The following is a 21,206-nucleotide window of genomic DNA, read 5'->3' as shown; positions in this document are numbered from 1 at the left end:
GGAGATAACATGAGCAGTGCCATATCAAATCAAATACTTGTATTTAAAATAAATAACGAATTATACGGAATAGATATATTAAAAGTTCAGGAAATATTAAACTTTATGCAGCCTTCTCCAATCCCAAATTGTCCGGATTATTTGAAAGGTATTATTAATTTGAGAGGTACTATAATTCTTGTTATAGATTTAAGAGCAAGATTCCATTTTGATGAGCCTATGAATCCTGAAAACTGCGTAATTGTAGTTGTAGCAATAGGCGATAAAAAATATGGTTTGGTTGTTGACTCTGTATCAGATGTACTTACTATAAATAATGAAAATATTCAAGAAGATATAGATATGCATGTTGGAATAGACAGCAGATATATAATGGGTTTAGTTAAAGCTAATGAACAAATGATTATTTTAGTTGATATAGATAAAGTATTCATTAAAGATGAGCTTGACGATCTAACTAATGCCGTTAATAATTCTATAGTAAAGTAAGAAAATAAGTAAATACTGTTATGTCCTCACATAGAATACTTAGAGTTAATGAGAATATTAAGCAGACTCTCTCTATGATTATAATGAGAGAGATAGAAGATCCTAGAATAAAAAATAATCTTGTAACTATTACTAAAGTAGATACAGCTAAAGATTTAAAGAATGCTAAAGTATATTTTGTATGCTTGCGTGAAGATAAGCAAAATGAAGTTCTTAACGGCCTTAATAGTGCTAAGGGAGTAATATTTTCTTATCTTAAAAAACAGCTTACTATTAGGTATGTTCCAAATTTGACATTCCATTATGATAAAAATCTAATAGAAACTAATAAAGTATTAACAGATATAAAAAATTTGGATATACCGGAAGAAATTCCTGAAGAAAATTAATCTTAATAATAATAAATTAAGGACTTATCAATGTCTTATAATGAAGAAGATAAACAAGCTAAATTAAATGTATCAAAAAAAGAAATAATAGAAAGGCTTTCAAAAGCTGATAATGTTACTATTACAGGGCATAGAAATCCGGATTGCGATTGTATATGTTCTGGGCTTGCTTTGTCTTTAATCATTAAAAATATATTTGGCAAGAATGCTTGTGTTGTAAATACAGATAAAAAGCAGAGAGATTTGCAGAATCTTATTTTTGTTGATGAAGTAATTTTTGAAGTTAATGAAGATACTTTGCCTGAAAAAGATGTTTTAGTTGTTTTAGATTCAGGTGATATAGATAGAATTGGTTGGATTTCTGAAGTATTAAATGAATACAATGAAGTAATATTCATAGATCATCATAAAGTTAGAAATATTAATGGAGTTACTATGTTTTATGATGATACTACTGCAGGTGCTACTTGTGAGATAATAGTTGATATATTTCAGGATTATTTAGAAAAGTTTGATCATAATATAGCAACACTTCTTTACTGCGGTATTTGTACAGATACAGGAAGTTTTATATTCAGCAATACAACAGATAGAACTTTGCTTTATGGTTCTAAATTAATGAAAGTAGGTATAATACAGGAAAATCTTGGAAATGTTGTTAGAAAGAGATATACTAAAAATGATGTTGCTGCTTTAATGGAAATATATAGAAGTATGGTTATAGATGATAAAAATAAAATAGGATACATATGCTTGGGAGATAAGATTTGCGGTACTAATATGAAAGAGCTTGCTGTTAGCGCTTCTGATACTATTATTCAGATGGATGATGTATTGATTGGCTTTATAATTCATGAAAATGAAGATAACTTTAGAGTCAGTATTAGAAGCAGATGTTCTAAAAATATTAGAGAAGTGGCAGAGAGTTTCGGCGGCGGCGGACATCCTAAAGCATCAGGTTTTACAGTATCAAAGAAAGATTATACTAAAGAAAATTTGGTGAAATCAATAAATGATAAATTGATTGATTTGATGGCTTCATAATTTTTTATAATATCAAATAAACTTAAGAAAATTCATGACAAAAGATAATATTATTATATACACAGACGGCGGATGCAGAGGAAATCCTGGGCTTGGTGCTTGGGCAGCAATACTTATAAGTGAAAAGCATAATCTTCGTCTTGAGATAGGTGAAAGCGAGGATAATACTACAAATAACAGAATGGAAATGAAGGCGGCTATTAAGGCACTTGAGAGATTAAAGCATTCTCATAGTATAAAGCTTCATAGTGACAGTGCATATTTAGTTAATGGTATGACTAAATGGATATATTCTTGGCAGAAAAATAATTGGGTAAAAAGTGATAAGAAGCCTGTTGAAAATAAAGAATATTGGTTAAGATTAATAGAACTTTCTAAAAAGCATGATATAGAGTTTATAAAAGTGAAAGGGCATTCCACTAATAAAGAAAATAATCGTGCTGATGAAATAGTTAATATTCTTATGGACGAGCATATCGAAAGTGGTAAGTCAGCTTCGTTTAATGAAAAAACTGAGTATTGCTGATATCTAAATATTATATATTTTAGGGCGGTAAGTAAGCTCTAAATTTAAAAAAATCTAGGGTGGGATTTTATATTTTCTAAGTACGCAATAAAAAAATAATAATTAAAAAATTCAATATAAGTTAATAAGAAAATATGGTGGGGATTGAAATAAAGTTTTAAAGCTTAATTACATACCCCGCCCTTTATTTTTTATATTTTAATTTTGCAATTATAGTTTTATTTATATTTACTGCTGAATAAGAAATTTTAGCACCCACCCAAGTTTTTATTAAGTTAAAAAAATTCTTTAACGCACGATTGATATTGTTTTATTATATAGGCAGTTTTTTAAATGCAATTTAATTGATATTTTTAATAAACTCACCGTGCGTAGTATTTAAAATTTAAGAAAATTAACATAATTAAATTAACATAATAATACTTTACAATTTTTATTATTTTTAGTATAATGCTTGAAAGGATTATATTATGTTTACTTATTTTGTTATTAAAAGAATATTGAAAGGCATAATCATGTTTGTAATACTTATGTTTATGTCTTCTGCTATATTTAATACCGTTAGTGAAAAAACTCTCAAGGCGCAAATTGAAGAAAATATAAATGCCGAAGTGAGAGGACTTAGTAATATGCGTACTGAAGATGTGGAGAATTTTATAAAAGAGAGAAGGGCATATTATTATGATATATATTGGCTTAATAGAAGCATAGGAGAGAGAATATTTATAAGGGGTATTAATACAATAACTTTCCAATTCGGAAAATCTTCTATAATGATGGATTCAAACGGTAACAGAGATGTTATAAAGATAATAGGAGAGGCACTTCCTCGTTCTATAATACTTTTTACAACAGCATCAGTTATACAAATGATAATAGGTTTGATAATAGGACTTATAAAGGCTAGAAAAGCAGGCGGGGCATTTGACAGAACTACAAGCATTATAACTATGATAGTTTACGGTATGCCCACTTGGTGGCTTTCTATGATACTTATAATGATATTTGTTTATAAGTTTAAATTATTCCCATCTGGAGGAGTGCATTCCATACCAACACCTACAGGCATAATGTATTATTTGGATATGTTATGGCATATGTCTTTGCCTTTGCTTACATTAACATTAATAGGTTTTTGGGGACTTTCATTTGTTGTAAGAAATATAGTTTTATCAACATTGCAGGAAGATTACATAATGGCAGCAAGAGCAAGAGGGATATCTGAAAAGTCTGTTTTACTTGGACATACTTTAAGAAGTTCAGCTCCTCCAATAGTTACTATAACTTTATTGGGACTTCTTGGTTCTATTGCAGGATCAATTATATTTGAAGGTATATTTTCTTGGCCTGGTTTGGGAAATCTTTATTGGATATCAGTTCAGCAAAATGATATACCAGTATTGATGGGTAATTTAGCTATAACTACAGCACTTTATCAATTCGGATTAGTTGTTCTTGATATATCTTACGGATTCTTAGATCCTAGAATAAAAGTCGGAGGCAAGATGTAATGGATAGAGATATGAATAAAATCAAGAAAAAACTTGCTCCTTTAATAGAATTTTTTAATGAGTTTAAAAGAGATAAAACAGGTGTTGTTGGTTTATGCATACTTGTTTTAGCTATTATGGTATCATTACTTGAGCCTTTGCTTTTAACTTATAAAGAAGCACCTAAAAGATGGAGAGATATAACATATTGGCAGGATAATCCGGCTTCAGCTGCTCCTGAATGGATTAATTTTTTTCAGAAAGAAAAATCAGCTATCACAACAGATATAAAACCTATAAGTGTTGAAACTAATAATATAAATGGAGAATTAAATTATAAAGCAGTATTTGAATATGATTATAAATTTGATAAAGCTCCAGTGGATTTAATTTTTCATGCTAATGTTAATGGTGCTACAGGACTCATTTGGAATGTAACAAGACCTGATGGGGCAGTAATTACACTTTCAGATAGTTTACATAATATAAACGGAGATTTAAGAATATCATCATTCAATGATTCAAAAAATAGAATATTCAGATTTTACAGAGAGTCAGTTCCTAGAATATTAGCAAGACAGATTGATACTCTTACAACCAATCCTATGAAAATACTTTTTAATACAAAAAAAGATGATATGGCTAAAAATTTTCAGGCATTGAAAGGCATTTATAAATTTGAAGTGAGCGGAAAATTTTCAGGAGATAATGCAAGCTTTGAAGATCCATATATAGTATTGGTAGGCTCTATGTCTGGTATAATGGGTACTGATAATATGAAAAGAGATATATTTTCTGGTTTAGTATCCGGACTGAAATGGGCATTATTTATCGGAATAGCTACAAGTTTTATATCTGTTATAATAGGAGTAATGTATGGAATAGTATCTGCATATTTCGGCGGATTTGTTGATAATACTATGCAGTTTATTTATCAAATATTTATAGGCATACCTGTACTTCCTGTTATGATAGTTATGAGTGCTATATTCAAGCCTAGTATATGGACTATGATAACGATGATGATATTTTTCTCTTGGACTGGTTCGGTTATGACAGTTCGTTCTATGGCTATGCAGCTTAAAGAAGAAACTTATATTGAGGCAGCACGCACTATAGGAGCAGGACATTTTAGAATAATATTTAATCATTTGGCTCCTTTACTTTTGCCTTTTTCATTTGCTTCTATGGCTTTGGCTGTACCTTCTGCTATAGTTTATGAATCTTCTTTATCATTGCTTGGACTTGGAGATGCTTCTATAGTTACTTGGGGACAGATTTTGCATGATGCTATGAAAGGTTCTGCTGTGCTTTCTGGGCTTTGGTGGTGGATAATACCTCCGGGAATTTTGATTGCTATTTTAGGTATGTCATTTGCATTTTTGGGTTTTGCTTTGGATAAGATACTTCACCCTAAACTTAGAAGCAGATAATTGATTTTTTATTGAATATGATTTAATCTTAATTAGATTATTTAATATAAGGATAACTATGCATATAATAAAATCTTTGTTTTTAATTTTTAGTATATTATTATTTATATCATGTTCTTCCAATAAAAATAATAGTGAAAAGTTTGATATTGTACCGGTGGACTCTACAAAATCTTTTACTGTTTTAGGATACTGTGTGCCGGCTCCTGAGCATGCTATGAATGTTAAATATGCTATCGTTAATAAAACTATTGCAGAATCTAATTTTGATTATAATAATATTAACTATTATTACAGAGCTTCAAAGAATTTAAATGATTTACTTTCATTTTTTGATAATCTTAAAGAAGAAAGAAAAAATATTGATGAAGAAACAAATATAGAAATAACAATACAAACAAATAATAAAAAAGAATATATAGTCTATTGGAACGTTAATGGAATATATTATTCATTGTATAGTGATGAAGAAAATGGAATTGATGATTTAGCTTTAATATTAATGAGAAATAAGGCTTTGAATTAGTTTATATATTAATATTAAATTTTTTCCCGTTAGATAAATCTTCTGCTATTATGCTGTTATTATCAAAATATGCTTTATAAGTAAAATATAATTCATAATCGTATAAATCTAATATTGATTTTCTTATATCTACAAAGTTAACATAATTTTGATTCTTTTGTATTCCATTAGAAAAGTCATATAATAAATAATTGAATACTCTTTTAAATGCTCCGTTATCTGCTTTTGATAAATAGAATATATAAAAAAGAATTTTATCATTACAATATTCAGCATTCATAAAAACAATTACGCCGTTTTTGTTTATTGGTTTATTATAATAGAAGTTAAATTCTTTATTAGTTTTATTTAAATCGATTATAGAAAAACCGGATAAATCTCTATTAAAAATAAAATATTCATGATTATTATGATTTATTATTTTAAACATTCTGGCATCATCACTTTTATAATTGTAAATAAGTTTATTATCATGATTAGTGTACAAACTTCTTTCATATCCTATAATATCTTTTTGATGAATGTATCCTGAATATTTTTTATGTATAATATAATAATCATCATTTAATATAGTTTTTTTATCACTTTCAAAATATTTATCTTCAAATAGAATACCATATTTATTCCAATGATTTTTATAATAATCAGTATAATATAAATTTTCTAATATCATATTATATAAGTATATTTATTAGATTATATTTGTCAATCATTTATTATAGTAAGGTATTCGCTTTCATTATGTATCCTGTCCAATGCTGTAACATAATATATATAAGTCTGCTTTGAATTTGCTGTTTTATCTTTATATGTTACTTTTGAGTTTGCATTGAAGTCTGTTCTTCTTATTTTATCTATTAATTCTATTCCTGATTCTCCTATAGTTTCTCTGTATACAGCATAGTACGAAGAATATGAAGGCAGAAGATGTCCGTATTTATCGAGTCTGTATTCATTAGGATCTGTGAATGTTATTTCAATTCCTCCGAAAACTTTTTTAATACTTGGATTCTCTAATTTTAAAGGAGCTTTACTTATATCTTTCATAGTGTTCATTGTTGGTACTATTGCTTTGAATATATAATTATTTTCTCTTACATATTCAATAGCATCATTTCCGAAATTTCCTGTATCTCTGTCTTTTCTATACATATTATGCATTGTGAAGAATGCTGATCCTTTAATATATCCTTTTCCTACATCTCTTATATAATTTATTTGTCTTGACATCAAATCAATATCATGCCAAGGTTCTATATTTGTGGCACTTCCCATTCTGTATAGAGCATGTCCTATATATATGTCTGCAAGTTTTCCATTATTTGATTTTTTTGCTTCACCAACCCACCATTTAACTATTTTATCGAAAGGTGCTGTTTTATGTTCTGAAGTCCAATATACTTGCGGTATTATAGCATCAATATACATTCTATTTAATCCGTCTTTTTTTGTGGCATTATTTAAAGTAGCTGTTTTTTCGCCGTTAAGCATCCATAAAAGAACATCAGCATGCAAAGCATCAAAATTAGGATTATATGATCTTGTTTCGCTTCCATATTTGCTTCCAGGATATTCTGCTAATTTATCTTTATTCCTCCAAACTCCTGCAGGTGAAATAGTCCATTTTACATAAGGTTTTCTTGATTTTATTTCTCTGTATAAATCGCTTACAAGTCTATTGATATTATCTCTTCTCCAAGCATAAAGTCCATTCACTCCATAACCATCATCAGATTTATTTGTAATATCGTATCCTCTTTTAGCTCCATATTTTTCAGCGCTTACTTCATCAGGCCAATCTTTATAAGTTTTTCCTCTTGCAGCATTCTGATAAAAATAATCATCAAAATGTATGCCGTCTACATCATAATTTTCAACAACTTCTATTACTGAATCTGTTATATATTTTGCACTTATAGGTTCTCCAGGATCTAAATAAAGTCTGTTATCATACCAATATATAGGCTTAAGATTATTAGAAACATATGTATGAATAAAATTCTTTTTTGAAAATTGTTCTTCATAGCTTTTAGTTTTATCATAAGTAAAAGACATTCTATAAGGATTAAACCAAGCATGAACTTCTAAATTTCTTTTATGAGCTTCTTCTATTATGAATTCAAGCATATCAGTTTTGAAAGGGTAATCATCTTTTTCATCGCTTGATTTTGAACCGGAAAAATATCTTGTGGCAGGATTTATTTCTGATTTAAATATTACTCCTGCATCCGGCTTTACCTGAATAAATAAAGCATTGAAATTATTTTCATATAATGTATCTAAATGTTTTACAATGAGTTTTTTCTGTTCGGATTCGCTTCCTCCTTTCAAAGGCCAGTCTATATTCACTACTGATGATATCCAAGCTGCTCTGAACTCTCTATAAAGAGGATTTTGACTTCTATCTTCATCAATATTTTTAGCAAGCATTTTTCTTACATCATTAGGTATAATGATATTCAAAGTTTGACAAGATGTTGCTAATAGTATGATTAAAGATATTATTACAATGATTTTATTCATAATTTTTATTTTTATTATTGATAAATATTTTAGAGATTATATATTTAATGATGATAACAGTCAATATATGAAAAAAGGCTTTTGATTATGTTTATAAATATCAAAGAAAATATTAACTATGCTGAAGATATATCAATAATGATGACAGAAGCATTTAATGGTTTTTATAGTATAGACGATACAATTGAATTGATTAATAAGTCTTTTATTTCTTTGGGGTATATAAAAAATAATATATTGATAGGATATGCAGGACTTTTGGAGATGTACTCAAATATAACATGTGAACTTCATCCTATGATAGTAAAGTACGGATACAGGAATATGGGTATAGGTTCTAAGTTATTAAAGGAGATTGAAAGAGAGGCTAAATCAAAAAATGTACTTAATATAATGCTTGGTTCAGATGATGAAGATTTTAGAACTAATTTGCATCAATTTGATTTTAATAATACTGATATATCATATATATTAAATAATATAAAAAATATTAATAATCATCCTTATGAATTTTATCAGAAAAACGGATATAAAATTGCAGGCATTTTTCCTGATGCTAATGGTATAGGAAAACCTGATATTTGGTTGTGGAAACAATTAGTATGAAGTATAATACTTGACAATATTTTAATTTATAATTATATTAAAAAAATGCTTAATGATATTTTTATAGATATACAGAAAAATAAGAAAGAATGGCTTAAAAGTAAAGAGGGCAGTGAATTTGAAGATAGATTTGAAACCTCTTTGAAACGTCATGGTTTTAATAGACGAATGCATGACGATAAAGAAATGAAAAATATACTTTCTTCTATAAAAAATGATATTTTAGATAAGAGTTCTGATAAAGTAATTGATAATATTTATGCTTTAGAAGATAAAAGTATGGAGAATTGCTTCGTACGTCAGCCTTATGGAAGTCAGAATTTTCCGGACTTTCTAATCTTTACGTCTAAAAAAATTATAGCTATAGAAATAAAATACAGCAGTGAAAGCTCTTCAAAACCTATGTGGAATAGTAATTTACCCAAGGCTAATGCTATTTATATATTTGGTTCTTACGGCAGGGGAGATGTTACTTTCTTTATAGGAGATGATGTTCTTCCTATGAATGAAAGAAATGAATTGATAGCTTTTTTTGAAGAGATAAAAAAACTTGAAGATAATTTTAAAAATAAAATGAAAAAAGAAAGTAAAAATAATTTGTTTGCATATAAATTTGATAGGGGATTTAATGTTTATGTTAGGCGAGCTTATGAGCAGAATAAGACTATAAATGAGAATGCTAAAATAGATTATTTTATACATGAAGATAGAATAAAATGCGAAAATAATGTTATAGAGTTTTGTAATAGTTTGTAAAGATTAAGAGAGATATATGCAAGAAGAGTATACAAAAGAAAGTTTTGATTATCTTAAAAATACTGATATAGAAAAAAGAAAAAAATTAGGGCAGTACTTCACTCCTAAAACTATAAGAGATTTGCTTTTAAAAGAATTAGTATCTATTTCAGAAAAAAAAGATAATGTAAAAATACTTGATCCAGCCTGCGGAAGTGGAGAGTTTCTTTTATCTTGCAATGAATATTTTAAAAGTCATAAATTATACGGATTTGATATTGATGAAAGTTTAGTTTCTATATCCAAAAAACTTATAAAGAATGCAGATATAAAATGTTTGGATACTTTGAAGCTTGATACTAAAAAATCTATTAAATATGATTATGTTATAGGCAATCCTCCGTATTTTGAGTTTAAGCCTGATAAAGAATTAAAGAAAAAACATAATGATATAATAAGCGGAAGAGTTAACATATTTTCTATATTTATAAAATTAGGCTTGGAGCTTTTAGAAGACGGCGGATATTTAGCTTATGTGGTGCCTCCTTCTATGAATAATGGGGCTTTTTTCAGTAAATTAAGAGAATATATAATGAACATAAGCAGTGTTGAATATTTGCATATTGTAGATGGCTCTGATAATTTTTATATGGCTAATCAAAAGGTTATGCTTTTAATACTAAAAAAAACTAATAGTCATAAAAATAAAAAATATATATTTTCAAAAAATGATATTACAATATTTACAGAGGATAAAGCATTTTTAAATAAAGCGTATAAAGATACTATAAGTTTAAAAGAAATAGGTTATGAGGTAAAAACAGGAAGCATTGCTTGGAATAAATATAAAGAAAATCTCACTGATGATAAAAATAATTCTATACCTTTGATATATTCATCTAATATAGTTGATGGAAAAATACTTATACCTAATAAAAGAAAACTTCAGTATATAAGAAATATTCCAAAAGATTTAACAATAAAAAATAATGTTATAGCTGTTAATAGGGTAACAGGCTCTCATAAAAATATAAATATAAAGTCTGCAATAGTTAAAGAAAAAGAGTTCGTATGCGAGAATCATGTAAATGTTATATATCCTTTAAGTAGTTACAATAAAGATTATAGTTTAGAATATATTTATAATGCCTTGAATGATAAAGATAATATAAAGGTGCTTAGTCTTATAACAGGAAACACTCAGGTATCAAAGACAGAATTAGAAAGGCTTCTTCCTATAAAGATTATTAAAAATTAAAGTTGTATTTTTGTTTGATATTATTATGATAAGCATACTAAATACTACTTGGAAGTAGTGGGACGGTAAAAAGAATAATATAAAATATTAACACATAGTAGTAAAATATTTTTTTAATGTAATGTAAAACCAGATATTTGTGCAATAATAAGTAATCAGCCGCACGTATAGCGGACATTTGATAAGAGTATGCAATATTGTGCGGGAGGTGCCACAGCTCGTGGTTGACAAACTTAAAAATTTTCAGTATATACCTAAACAACTATATTTTGTCAGAAATAATTTTTTTAAATTTTAAATATCTGCAGGGCTTTGCCCCGCACCCCACTTCTTTTGCGACCGTAGGGAGTGCCTGTGGTATTGCCACAAAGAAGCAAAAGGGCTATATTTGAACTTAAATTGATAATTTATATTACATGTAAAATAATTTTAGTATTATTTAGTACTAATTTTATAATTGCACTTTTTGCAACTTTTTGCGGCGGGAAAAAGTTGAATAAAAAATTGACAAACTTAAAAATTTTCAGTATATACCTAAACAACTATATTTTGTCAGAAATAATTTTTTTAAATTTTAAATATCTGCAGGGCTTTGCCCCGCACCCCACTTCTTTTGCGACCGTAGGGAGTGCCTGTGGTATTGCCACAAAGAAGCAAAAGGGCTATATTTGAACTTAAATTGATAATTTATATTACATGTAAAATAATTTTAGTATTATTTAGTACTAATTTTATAATTGCACTTTTTGCAACTTTTTGCGGCGGGAAAAAGTTGAATAAAAAATTGACAAACTTAAAAATTTTCAGTATATATAAATAAAGGTAAACAATAATGAAATACAAGCCTAAATATAAATTCGGATTATTGGATTATATTAAAGATGAAAATATAAATCTTTCTGATATAGATACAAGCGATATAATTGATATGTCATATTTATTCGAAGATAGTAAAAGAAAGAATTTTGACGGCATAGAAACTTGGAATGTATCTAATGTAACTGATATGAAATGCATGTTTAAAAATGCTGAATATTTTAATGCCGATTTAAGTAAATGGAATGTGTCTAAAGTTATTGATATGAGTGAGATGTTTAGTAATGCAAAATATTTTAACTGTGATTTAACTTCTTGGAATATTGATAATGTTAAATACTTTGAAGATATTTTTGAAAATGCTGATTCTTTTAAACATACAAAAAGTGTTTTAATATTTTATAATAAATGTAAGAACAGAAATTATAAAAAGAAACTTCAGTCAATGTTAGAAACTCTAGATATAAAAGAGCTTTATAAAGAATTAAAAAATGATAAGGCTAATTACAGGAAAAATAAAGATTTCATAAAAAAGCTTGAAAATGTTTATTATGATGATATTAAATAAAATATATTGTGAAATAAAGTTTTGAATATATTTTTAATAATTAATAAAAAAGGTTAGTATCATAATAATACTAACCTTCATCGATTTCACAAATTTACTTATTTTTTAAGTTTTCTTCCTTCTTTATCAGTAAATTTGTCCAGTATGATCATCACTATGTCAACAATGTACCATATACCTAATCCGCCGAATGTAATAAGATACAATATACCTGTTCCTATTTTGCCGACATAGAATCTGTGTACTGGTAAAAATATTGCTAAAATTAATGTGACAACCCAGCTCTTGTCTGAAACTTCCATAAATCTCTCCTTGATTGTTTTTACCATACAATAGTATACTATATTTGATAAAAAATCAATATAAAAGTAATACTGCTTAATAAAAAATATTATTCTCATTATTTTTTTCCTTGTTCCGATAATTTAAAAATAGATTTATTTTACGAAGAGATTAGAATTTTAGTTTTTATTAATATATATTATTATAAGGAGAGGTGTTTATATGGCAACAAGTGAAGCTTTTCTTGATGAAGTATATAAAAATGCAGTAGAAGCAGAGGTAAATAAAAGAAGCACCACGCTTTCTAATTTGGCAGATAATGCAAGAGATTATCAAAGACAAATATCTGCATATGAAGATTTAAAAGCCAGATTAGATACACTTGCTACAGCCTCAAAAGAGCTTTACGGCTTCCGTTCTCCTTTCAAAAATTATGTAGGTACAGGTGAAGGTATACCGGATTACTTTACAGTTACAGCCAATAGATTAGCAAATACTACAACTTATGATATAGCAATTAAAGATATAGCGGCTAGTCAGAAATTTTCATCAAAGGCTTTCAATATGGCTGATACTCTGCCGGCAGGAAAGATAGTTCTTAAGATAGGAGAGGAAGAGACTACTATAGATTTTGCGGGCGGAAGCTTGGTAAATTTACAAAAAGCTATAGATAAGGCCTTCGGTAAGAAAATAAGAACTACAATAACTCAAAAATCAAGAAATTTACAAGTTCTTACTATAGATTTAGTTAAAACAGGATCTAAAAATATAGTAGAAGTTGTAAGCGATGAATCAGGTATATTGAAAGAACTCAATATGTTCACTAGACGTCCTTACAGACATTTGGGACATATATTTAATGAACAGCTTTTGAGTAAATGGGAAGATGAATCAGATAATTTAACTACTAATTATATGGTTAAAAATGACTTTATAGTACTTAAAGGCGAGAATAAATTATCACTTCCATTACATAGAGAGGCAGAAGCTAATGAAAATATTACTTTATCTATAACAGCTAGAGTTTCTGATACTTTAGATGATGAAGAAGCTCCTATTATGCCTCCTACAGTTGATTTGTCTATACCTGATACAGGATTAACTTTCAATAAAGTAGACAGTGTAATATATAAAGATGTTGAATTATACGGAGAAGGCTTATCACCAGCAGACAGTTCAAGAACTTTTGAAGATATAAAGAAATATAAAGAAGCTTTAGAAGAGGAAAGAAAGGCAAAAGAAGGAGTTGAAGCAGAAGCTCCTGAACCAATAGATGCCACAGGATTTAACTCTGAAATTATAGGAGTTAAATATATCAATCAAGCAGGCGATGAAGTAGAAAAATTCTTTGCTTTGCCTACTATAAGTTCTTCATGGCAGAGACTTAATATACCTATAGGCGGACAGTTTGAGCCGGGTGATGTTATAACAGAGGTTGTTCTTATAAATAAAAATGCCGGATATAATGTCTTTTATAAAGATTTATTAGTTGAAGATATGGGTAAAGAGGAAGATGCTCCTAACTATTTGGTATCAGAGGCAACTGATGCTAGGGCTTCTATAGACGGAGTTGATGTATTAAGCGAAAGCAATGAATTTAATGATGTAGTTAATGGACTTAATATCACAGCCAAAAAAGTTACTCCTGAAGCATTTGCTACTACTATTGAAGTTGACAAAGAGGGAGTAGTTAATGCTATAGCTAATTTTATAAGGGCTTATAATGAAGTTATAGATCTTCTTAATGATACTACTCAAAGACCTTTATCCAGAGATATTAGAGACGGACTTGAAACTATGAATAGAACCGATTTAAATGATTTGGCTACTACTTTGGGTGTAGAGTTCAATATGGATATGTCAGATGATGCACTTAGAAAGAAACTTTATTATGTAGGAGTATTCAGCGGAAATACGCTTGTAAGCACTTTATCACAAAGAGTAAGAATGATAGTTGCTGATGCTTATGAAACAGAGTATGGCGAGGAATTGGCTCTTCTTGACCAGATAGGAATAAATAGAGGAAATGCTGGAGAGGATTGGGCTAAAGTAAAAAAAGGTTTCTTACAGGTTGATGAAGAAAAATTTATGAATAAAATAGATACTCAGATGGACGGTATAGAAGAATTATTCTCTAATGATACCACAGGAGATGATGTGCCGGATACAGGAGTTGCTTATGTTATGAGTGATTTTGTAACTCCTTATTCTCAAACAAGAGGTATTGTGGAAAATAGCATCACTATGACAAAAAGCCGTTTAGATGATAATAAAAGAAGAATGGACGATGAAAAAGACCGTATAGAAGAATACAGACAGCAGAGACTTGCTTCATATTATCAAATGCAGGCAGAATTGCAGCAGGCTGAAAGAGAAAGAAAGAGACTTGAGTCTTCACTTAATCAGAATAATGGCGGTAATTAATCAATTAATTATTGCTTAAATATTATGCTATTGTATATTTAATATGCAATAGCATTTTTTTAATTAAATGAGTATACTTGAGTTATGAAAAAAATTGGACTTGTACTAGGCGGAGGAGGAGGCAGAGGTGCCTATCATATAGGTGTATGGAAATATTTCAAAGAGTCTGGTATATATGATAAAGTGAGTGCCATTTCCGGAAATTCTGTAGGTGCTTTGAATTCCTGCCTTATGGCTATGAATGATTATGAAGCAGCTGAAAAAGTATGGATAAAAGAAATAGAAACAAAGATTCTTACTCCAAAAAAAATTAAGGACTATTTCAAGATTGAAAAATCTTCTATATTCGGTATATTTTCAAGAGAAGGATTAATAGAAGTTATAGATAAATATATTGATCTTAATCTTTTATCAAATTATCATTTTAATATATATGCTTCCTGTACAGAGTATAATGCTCCTTTTTTTATAAAATCAAAATATTTTAAATTAAACGGCAATTCTACTGAAAGAATAAAGAAAATACTATTAGCTACATCTGCTCTTGTAACTGTATTTCCTACAGAAAAGATTGATGATAAATTCTATCTTGATGGCTGTTATACAGATGATTGCCCTATAGAGCCTCTTTATCTTTATGAGGATTGTACCGATATAATAGTGATTCATTTGGATTATAAAAAGCCTGTGAAAAAGAAGGATAATGTCAATATTTATGAGATGTATCCTTCCAAAGATTTAGGCAATTTTTTTCGGGGTGTGCTTGATTTCTCTCCAAAAGGTGCTGAAATAAGGATAGAACAGGGCTATAATGACGCTAAAAATTATTTCAAAGATTTGAGTATATTCCAATAAAAATACAAAAAACAACTATAAATACATATAATGTTAACATAATCTAGTTATCATAATATATAAAAAACTATTCTTTTTTACATATTATCAAAAATCATGTTTTTTTATACAATATATAATATTGACTTTTTTAATAATTCTATTATTATAAAAGCCTCAAAATAATGTGTATAAATATAGTAAGGTTATGGAAATGAATACTAGGGGTAAGTCTAAAAAGAAAATTAAGGAAAATGATAATCCTTTTTTAAATTTGAATGCTAATGCTAAAGAAAATGATGAGCTGGCGAAGGCATCTATTAAGACTATAGCAAACAGCGTTATAATTACAGAGAGCGATAATAAAAGAATAGACAGAAACAGGAAGGAAGAATCATCAGAAATAATGGATCCTTCCCGTAAAGATTGGCTTTATTATACAAGATCTCCTTTGATGGATAATTACAGGGATAATCTTTATAGGGAGTATTATAGTTTATCTGTGTTATTATCTTTAAGGGGCGATAACAATAATGAAAGAACTTTGGGGCTTTCTTTAAAATTAATAGATTTAGAAAATAAGAAAGAGTATAGGGTAGGCGAGCTTGAAAGTTTTTTATTTTCATGTGTTATCGGAGAGAAACAGAATATAGAAGATGATGAAAAGGTAATAGAGCTTGAAGATTTCAGCAAGGCAGAGGCAAAATTAATAAGATTTTTGAATAATTTATATGCAGAAGCTAAGCAGATACAGGAAAACGGTAAATTATGGTTCAAAGATTATAATGCATATCAATGTTTGTCGCTTTTAAAAGACGTTCCTAATATAAGACTTGAAAGCAGAGTAATTACATTCAGCGATGAAGTGTTAAATTTACAGCTAGAAAGCTATTATAATGAAAATAAGGATTTAGTGCTTAATCTTAGTATTAAAGATGTTGATTTAAATAGAGTTTATACATTCGGAGAAAACTGCGATTTTGTGCTTTATAAAGATATTTTTTATGAGACTAATCCTTCATACCCTAGAATAAAAAAGAATATTTTTAAAGACAGTATAGTAGTAAAAAAAGATTATATAAAAGATTTCTGTTCAAGGGTTCTTCCTAACCTTAAAAAAGATTTTGATAATATAGAACTTCCTGAAGATATAAAAGAGAATGATATATTAGCTTTTCCTGCTCAGGCATTGGTATTTTTGGATTATGACGGAACTAATGTATTTTCTACTATAAAGTTCAAATATGGTTCTTTTACAGTTGATCCTTATTCAGGAAAGTTTACAAGCAGCAATATGTTTGATAATGAGGTTACAGAGATTTACAGAGATACTGAAAAAGAAGAATATTTCTGCAGAACTTTATCAAAATATTTAGAAAAAGTAGGAGATTATACATTTGCTACTTCAGATGATGAGAAGATATTCTATTTATGTTATAAAATACTTCCTTCTCTTCAAGATAGGGGCTGGACTTGTTATTATAGTGAATCTTTTAAATCATTAAAATTAAATGTTAAGCCTCTTAAGATGAGAGTTTCTTTAACTAAGGATATTAATTTCTTTGAGATTAATTTTTCATTTGAAGGAGTTAAAGAGCTTCATGATTTATCAGAAATAGTAAGAGCTGTAAAGGTTGAAAATAAAGAATATATAAGACTTCAGAACGGTTCATTTGTGCCTATAGATTTGGAAGTAATTGATTATATAGCCAAGATGTTCAAAGAAAATCCTATAGAACAGAAAGAAGATAACAGATATTTGCTTCCTATGTTCAGTGCTCCTTATTTCGCTGATATGCTTGAGAAACATAGCGGAATAGAATTGGATTTAGATGATAATGCTGTTGATACTATAGCAAATATAAAGCGTGTTGAGTATGATGAAACACCTCCTAAAGATATAGTAGGCGAGTTCAGAAGCTATCAATTAATAGGTTATAAATGGCTTAGAAAATTGGCTGATATGTCATTGAATGGTATACTTGCCGATGATATGGGACTTGGTAAAAGTTTTCAGACTATAGCTACAATATTGAAAGAAAAAGAAAATGGTAATAAACTCACTTCATTAGTTGTTGCTCCTACTTCATGCGTTGCCAACTGGGAATGCGAGATTAAGAAATTTGCTCCTTCTCTTGAGGTTATAGTTTTGTCTGGTAATTTAAAAACTAGAATGAAGAAGATTAAGGCTGTAAGCAATTATGATGTTGCAGTAATATCTTATTCTACATTAAGACGCGATGTAAAGGCATTAAGTGAAAATGAGTTTAACTATCTTATACTTGATGAGGCACAGCATATAAAGAATGCCAATACTCAGAATGCCAAAATGGTAAAGAGTTTGAAATCATTAAAAAGACTTGCTCTAAGCGGTACGCCTATAGAAAACAGTATAAGCGAGATGTGGTCAATGTTTGATTTTCTTATGCCGGGATTTTTGGGTAAACATAAAGATTTTGTTGAAGATTATGAAGCTCCTATACTTGCGGGTTTGGATAGTTCAAGCGAGGCATTAGATAATTTAAAAACTAGAATAGCACCTTTCATATTAAGAAGATTAAAAACCGATGTACTTACAGATTTGCCTCCAAAACATACAGTTGTAAGCTACTGCGATTTAACTAAAGACCAAAAAGAACTTTATATGTCCATACTTGAAGCGGCTAGAATAGAAATATTTGAAACTGTTAAACGTAAAGGTTTTGCTCAATCACATATAGAAATATTTTCAGCATTAACAAGATTAAGACAGGTTTGCTGCCATCCAAGATTAATGCATGATGATTTGAGGGGCGAGAGTCATACAAGCGGTAAATTCCATATGTTTATAGAGATGATTAAAGAAGCCATTTCAGGCGGACATAGTGTATTGGTATTCAGTTCATTTACTAGAATGCTTAATCTTATGCGCAGTGCTTTCAAGAAATTAGGAATAGATTATTTTTATTTGGACGGAGCTACAAAGGACAGAATGGATTTAGTTCATAGATTCAATGCAGGAGAGGCACCTATATTCTTACTTAGCCTTAAAGCAGCAGGTACAGGACTTACTCTCACTCAGGCGGACACTGTAATGCATTATGATTTATGGTGGAATCCAGCAGTAGAAGATCAAGCCACTGACAGAGCATACAGAATAGGGCAGAAACGCGTTGTAACTAATTATAAGCTAATCACAAGAGGCACTATAGAAGAGAAGATATTAGAACTTCAAAACAAAAAACGTTTATTGATTGATACTGTAGTTGGCGATTCTATGGGCGATATTAATAAATTAAGCTGGGACGAAGTTAAGAATCTTATTAATTAGAATTTAAGCGGAATTTGTTTTTATTATATTTGTTTGCCTTTTATTTATGAGATTGTATTATAATATTTTTTAGCTTTTTATTATTATAATTCATTGTATAATGAAAAGTACGATGCCGCATACCCTCACCTTGCCAAGGGCACGCTTTGCGGGTGGACTTCGTCTGGGTACTTACTTCGGTCGCATACATTGTACTATCTTAAAGGTTAAGCAATACAGTGCAGGTTGGTGGCGCGAAGCGTACCTGCGGTAACAGCTCGTACAAGTCAATTATAATATTAATACATTTTATTTCTATAATTAGTTATATAATATTATAGCTTTTTATATTGTATAATGAAAAGTAATCAGCCGCACCTACAGTGTACTATCCGAAATATTAAGAAATACGGTGCGGTTTGCCCGTACGGCGAGTACCGGCGAGTAGTTTTATAAAAATATAATATTTTTTTATTGATAATTTTAAAACATATTATAGAATAGTTAGAGGTTATAAAATATTAAAAAGGAGTTTATTATGTCTATAATAAAAGAGGATACTATTAAATTATTAAATATTCAATTAAATAAAGAATTATATTCTGCTAGTCTTTATTTCAATATGGCTGGCTGGTGCGATAAAAAAAGCTTGAAAGGATGCAGCAGCTTTTTATATGGACACTATAAAGAAGAATTAGAACATTTTGAAAAATTTAGAGATTTCATAAATAAAGTAGGCGGACAGGCTGTTATAAGCGATATGCATGCACCTCAAAGCGATTTCAATTCAGTAGAGCATTTATTTGAAACTATATTAAAACATGAAGAGTATGTAACTTCATGCATAAATGAATTGGTTGGAAAAGCTATGGAGAATAAAGATTATATTACATCTAGGTTCTTAGATTGGTTTATACAAGAACAGCTTGAAGAAGAAGAATTATTCACTGATATTATTGAAAAAATTAAAATGCTAGGCGGCGGTAATTTAGAGGGAAGAAACCTTTATACATTTGATAAAGCTATGAATACTTTAAATACTGAAAAGCATTCAGGCGGACTTGATATAAATGTACAATAAAAAATAAATAATAATAAATAAAGAGAGGGTATATGTTTAGTAAATTTCTTAATATTTTCAAAAAAAAAGATGATACAAATATCATACCCTCTAATAATAGTAATAATCCTATAACAGCGGAAAATTTCTTTAATTATGATAAATCAAATCCCTATGAAATAAGAGCGGTTAATCTCACAAAATATTACGGAAAAAGAAAAATTATAGGTGATATTTCTTATAATGTAAAACAAGGTGAAGTTGTTGGACTTTTAGGGCCTAATGGGGCAGGAAAGACAACTAGTTTCTATATAACAGTAGGGTTCGTTACAGCTACAGCCGGAAATGTATATCTTAATGATCTTGATATTACAAAACTTCATATGCATCAAAGAGCTACTTTAGGAATAGGTTATTTACCTCAGGAGGCTTCTATTTTTCGTAAGATGTCCGTTGAGGATAATCTTCTTAGTATATTGGAATATAATAAGGCATTATCTGCTAAGGATAGAATGGATATAACAGATATGCTTCTTAATGAATTTAATATTAACCATGTAAGAAAACAAAAAGGTTATACTCTTTCCGGAGGAGAAAGAAGAAGATGCGAGATAGCAAGAGCATTGACTGTTAATCCTAAATTCATATTATTAGATGAGCCTTTTGCCGGAGTTGACCCTATTGCCGTTATAGATATACAGAACATCATAGCTTCTTTAAAAGAAAAAGGACTAGGAATACTGATTACAGACCACAATGTACGCGAAACTTTGAGAATCACAGATAGAGCATATATAATGGGTAATGGACAAATATTGGTAAAGGGAACACCTGATGAAATAATTAACAATCCATTAGCACGTAAAGTTTATTTGGGCGAATCTTTTACTATGTAATTTTAAACTCTTTTCATT

19 protein-coding genes are annotated in these 21,206 nt (G+C 28.9%); 16 read left to right on the top strand and 3 right to left on the bottom strand.

What is annotated here, in order from left to right:
* The first annotated feature begins 9 nt into the window (after positions 1 to 9).
* The 7 genes from BHYOB78_RS07740 (at position 10) to BHYOB78_RS07710 (ending at position 5,897) form a co-directional block, all read left to right on the top strand.
* Positions 10 to 489, top strand: coding sequence for a chemotaxis protein CheW (locus BHYOB78_RS07740; protein ID WP_012670259.1), 480 nt, complete (start codon positions 10 to 12; stop codon positions 487 to 489).
* A 20-nt stretch (positions 490 to 509) separates the two neighbouring features.
* On the top strand, positions 510 to 878 hold the full coding sequence (gene rbfA / locus BHYOB78_RS07735) for a 30S ribosome-binding factor RbfA (RefSeq protein WP_020063731.1): 369 nt from the start codon (positions 510 to 512) through the stop codon (positions 876 to 878).
* A 30-nt stretch (positions 879 to 908) separates the two neighbouring features.
* Positions 909 to 1,922 carry a DHH family phosphoesterase gene (locus BHYOB78_RS07730; protein WP_012670257.1) on the top strand — a complete coding sequence of 338 codons (1,014 nt, stop codon included), beginning with the start codon at positions 909 to 911 and terminating at the stop codon, positions 1,920 to 1,922.
* A gap of 34 nt (positions 1,923 to 1,956) precedes the next feature.
* Positions 1,957 to 2,448: a ribonuclease HI gene (gene rnhA, locus BHYOB78_RS07725; protein ID WP_012670256.1), complete on the top strand. Its 492-nt coding sequence runs from the start codon at positions 1,957 to 1,959 to the stop codon at positions 2,446 to 2,448.
* A 470-nt stretch (positions 2,449 to 2,918) separates the two neighbouring features.
* Positions 2,919 to 3,959, top strand: coding sequence for an ABC transporter permease (locus BHYOB78_RS07720; protein ID WP_020063730.1), 1,041 nt, complete (start codon positions 2,919 to 2,921; stop codon positions 3,957 to 3,959).
* A complete protein-coding gene (locus BHYOB78_RS07715) occupies positions 3,959 to 5,371 on the top strand; it encodes an ABC transporter permease (RefSeq protein ID WP_020063729.1) in 1,413 nt (470 codons plus the stop codon). Before BHYOB78_RS07720 ends, BHYOB78_RS07715 begins: the two co-directional genes overlap by 1 nt.
* Positions 5,372 to 5,429: 58 nt before the next feature.
* Positions 5,430 to 5,897, top strand: a complete 468-nt coding sequence (locus tag BHYOB78_RS07710) for a hypothetical protein (RefSeq protein WP_020063728.1) — start codon at positions 5,430 to 5,432, stop codon at positions 5,895 to 5,897.
* A 1-nt stretch (position 5,898) separates the two neighbouring features.
* Here the strand turns inward: BHYOB78_RS07710 and BHYOB78_RS07705 are convergent, their stop codons facing one another.
* Positions 5,899 to 6,570, bottom strand: coding sequence for a hypothetical protein (locus tag BHYOB78_RS07705; protein WP_020063727.1), 672 nt, complete (start codon positions 6,568 to 6,570; stop codon positions 5,899 to 5,901).
* A gap of 32 nt (positions 6,571 to 6,602) precedes the next feature.
* On the bottom strand, positions 6,603 to 8,420 hold the full coding sequence (locus tag BHYOB78_RS07700; protein WP_020063726.1) for a glycoside hydrolase family 10-like protein: 1,818 nt from the start codon (positions 8,418 to 8,420) through the stop codon (positions 6,603 to 6,605).
* 87 nt (positions 8,421 to 8,507) lie between these two features.
* Between BHYOB78_RS07700 and BHYOB78_RS07695 the strand changes: the two genes are divergently transcribed.
* The 4 genes from BHYOB78_RS07695 to BHYOB78_RS07675 all read left to right on the top strand — a co-directional run bounded on the left by BHYOB78_RS07695 (position 8,508) and on the right by BHYOB78_RS07675 (position 12,403).
* Entirely contained in the window at positions 8,508 to 9,026 is a 519-nt protein-coding gene (locus BHYOB78_RS07695) for a GNAT family N-acetyltransferase (RefSeq protein WP_020063724.1), read from the top strand.
* 45 nt (positions 9,027 to 9,071) lie between these two features.
* A complete protein-coding gene (locus tag BHYOB78_RS07690; protein WP_020063723.1) occupies positions 9,072 to 9,782 on the top strand; it encodes a hypothetical protein in 711 nt (236 codons plus the stop codon).
* A gap of 16 nt (positions 9,783 to 9,798) precedes the next feature.
* Positions 9,799 to 11,019 carry an HsdM family class I SAM-dependent methyltransferase gene (locus tag BHYOB78_RS07685; protein ID WP_020063722.1) on the top strand — a complete coding sequence of 407 codons (1,221 nt, stop codon included), beginning with the start codon at positions 9,799 to 9,801 and terminating at the stop codon, positions 11,017 to 11,019.
* Positions 11,020 to 11,851: 832 nt separating this feature from the next.
* On the top strand, positions 11,852 to 12,403 hold the full coding sequence (locus BHYOB78_RS07675; RefSeq protein ID WP_020063721.1) for a BspA family leucine-rich repeat surface protein: 552 nt from the start codon (positions 11,852 to 11,854) through the stop codon (positions 12,401 to 12,403).
* Between the two features lie 98 nt (positions 12,404 to 12,501).
* Here BHYOB78_RS07675 and BHYOB78_RS07670 read toward each other — a convergent pair whose 3' ends face one another.
* The gene (locus BHYOB78_RS07670) at positions 12,502 to 12,705 is read right to left on the bottom strand and encodes a TM2 domain-containing protein (RefSeq protein ID WP_020063720.1); all 204 of its coding nucleotides are present in this window, start codon (positions 12,703 to 12,705) and stop codon (positions 12,502 to 12,504) included.
* 202 nt (positions 12,706 to 12,907) lie between these two features.
* Here BHYOB78_RS07670 and fliD point away from each other — a divergent pair, with 202 nt between their 5' ends.
* The 5 genes from fliD to lptB all read left to right on the top strand — a co-directional run bounded on the left by fliD (position 12,908) and on the right by lptB (position 21,188).
* Positions 12,908 to 15,109 (top strand): flagellar filament capping protein FliD, encoded by a 2,202-nt coding sequence (fliD, locus tag BHYOB78_RS07665; RefSeq protein WP_020063719.1) that lies wholly within the window; start codon positions 12,908 to 12,910, stop codon positions 15,107 to 15,109.
* An 84-nt stretch (positions 15,110 to 15,193) separates the two neighbouring features.
* A complete protein-coding gene (locus BHYOB78_RS07660; protein WP_020063718.1) occupies positions 15,194 to 15,964 on the top strand; it encodes a patatin-like phospholipase family protein in 771 nt (256 codons plus the stop codon).
* A gap of 193 nt (positions 15,965 to 16,157) precedes the next feature.
* Positions 16,158 to 19,253, top strand: coding sequence for a DEAD/DEAH box helicase (locus BHYOB78_RS07655; protein ID WP_028331265.1), 3,096 nt, complete (start codon positions 16,158 to 16,160; stop codon positions 19,251 to 19,253).
* Between the two features lie 517 nt (positions 19,254 to 19,770).
* Entirely contained in the window at positions 19,771 to 20,313 is a 543-nt protein-coding gene (locus tag BHYOB78_RS07650) for a ferritin (RefSeq protein WP_012670241.1), read from the top strand.
* Positions 20,314 to 20,345: 32 nt separating this feature from the next.
* Positions 20,346 to 21,188, top strand: coding sequence for an LPS export ABC transporter ATP-binding protein (lptB, locus tag BHYOB78_RS07645; RefSeq protein WP_020063716.1), 843 nt, complete (start codon positions 20,346 to 20,348; stop codon positions 21,186 to 21,188).
* The last annotated feature ends 18 nt before the right edge of the window (positions 21,189 to 21,206 follow it).

The sequence above is a fragment of the Brachyspira hyodysenteriae ATCC 27164 genome, from assembly GCF_001676785.2.
In the GTDB taxonomy this organism is placed as follows: domain Bacteria; phylum Spirochaetota; class Brachyspiria; order Brachyspirales; family Brachyspiraceae; genus Brachyspira; species Brachyspira hyodysenteriae.
Note: the sequence above shows the minus strand (reverse complement) of the source record. Positions and strands in the feature narration are given on the sequence as shown.

What these genes read in the sequence shown, in the direction of transcription:
- BHYOB78_RS07740 (WP_012670259.1), top strand. Translation starts at nt 10, where the DNA reads ATGAGCAGTGCCATATCAAATCAAATACTTGTATTTAAAATAAATAAC.
- rbfA (WP_020063731.1), top strand. Translation starts at nt 510, where the DNA reads ATGTCCTCACATAGAATACTTAGAGTTAATGAGAATATTAAGCAGACT.
- BHYOB78_RS07730 (WP_012670257.1), top strand. Translation starts at nt 909, where the DNA reads ATGTCTTATAATGAAGAAGATAAACAAGCTAAATTAAATGTATCAAAA.
- rnhA (WP_012670256.1), top strand. Translation starts at nt 1,957, where the DNA reads ATGACAAAAGATAATATTATTATATACACAGACGGCGGATGCAGAGGA.
- BHYOB78_RS07720 (WP_020063730.1), top strand. Translation starts at nt 2,919, where the DNA reads ATGTTTACTTATTTTGTTATTAAAAGAATATTGAAAGGCATAATCATG.
- BHYOB78_RS07715 (WP_020063729.1), top strand. Translation starts at nt 3,959, where the DNA reads ATGGATAGAGATATGAATAAAATCAAGAAAAAACTTGCTCCTTTAATA.
- BHYOB78_RS07710 (WP_020063728.1), top strand. Translation starts at nt 5,430, where the DNA reads ATGCATATAATAAAATCTTTGTTTTTAATTTTTAGTATATTATTATTT.
- BHYOB78_RS07705 (WP_020063727.1), bottom strand. Translation starts at nt 6,570, where the DNA reads ATGATATTAGAAAATTTATATTATACTGATTATTATAAAAATCATTGG.
- BHYOB78_RS07700 (WP_020063726.1), bottom strand. Translation starts at nt 8,420, where the DNA reads ATGAATAAAATCATTGTAATAATATCTTTAATCATACTATTAGCAACA.
- BHYOB78_RS07695 (WP_020063724.1), top strand. Translation starts at nt 8,508, where the DNA reads ATGTTTATAAATATCAAAGAAAATATTAACTATGCTGAAGATATATCA.
- BHYOB78_RS07690 (WP_020063723.1), top strand. Translation starts at nt 9,072, where the DNA reads ATGCTTAATGATATTTTTATAGATATACAGAAAAATAAGAAAGAATGG.
- BHYOB78_RS07685 (WP_020063722.1), top strand. Translation starts at nt 9,799, where the DNA reads ATGCAAGAAGAGTATACAAAAGAAAGTTTTGATTATCTTAAAAATACT.
- BHYOB78_RS07675 (WP_020063721.1), top strand. Translation starts at nt 11,852, where the DNA reads ATGAAATACAAGCCTAAATATAAATTCGGATTATTGGATTATATTAAA.
- BHYOB78_RS07670 (WP_020063720.1), bottom strand. Translation starts at nt 12,705, where the DNA reads ATGGAAGTTTCAGACAAGAGCTGGGTTGTCACATTAATTTTAGCAATA.
- fliD (WP_020063719.1), top strand. Translation starts at nt 12,908, where the DNA reads ATGGCAACAAGTGAAGCTTTTCTTGATGAAGTATATAAAAATGCAGTA.
- BHYOB78_RS07660 (WP_020063718.1), top strand. Translation starts at nt 15,194, where the DNA reads ATGAAAAAAATTGGACTTGTACTAGGCGGAGGAGGAGGCAGAGGTGCC.
- BHYOB78_RS07655 (WP_028331265.1), top strand. Translation starts at nt 16,158, where the DNA reads ATGAATACTAGGGGTAAGTCTAAAAAGAAAATTAAGGAAAATGATAAT.
- BHYOB78_RS07650 (WP_012670241.1), top strand. Translation starts at nt 19,771, where the DNA reads ATGTCTATAATAAAAGAGGATACTATTAAATTATTAAATATTCAATTA.
- lptB (WP_020063716.1), top strand. Translation starts at nt 20,346, where the DNA reads ATGTTTAGTAAATTTCTTAATATTTTCAAAAAAAAAGATGATACAAAT.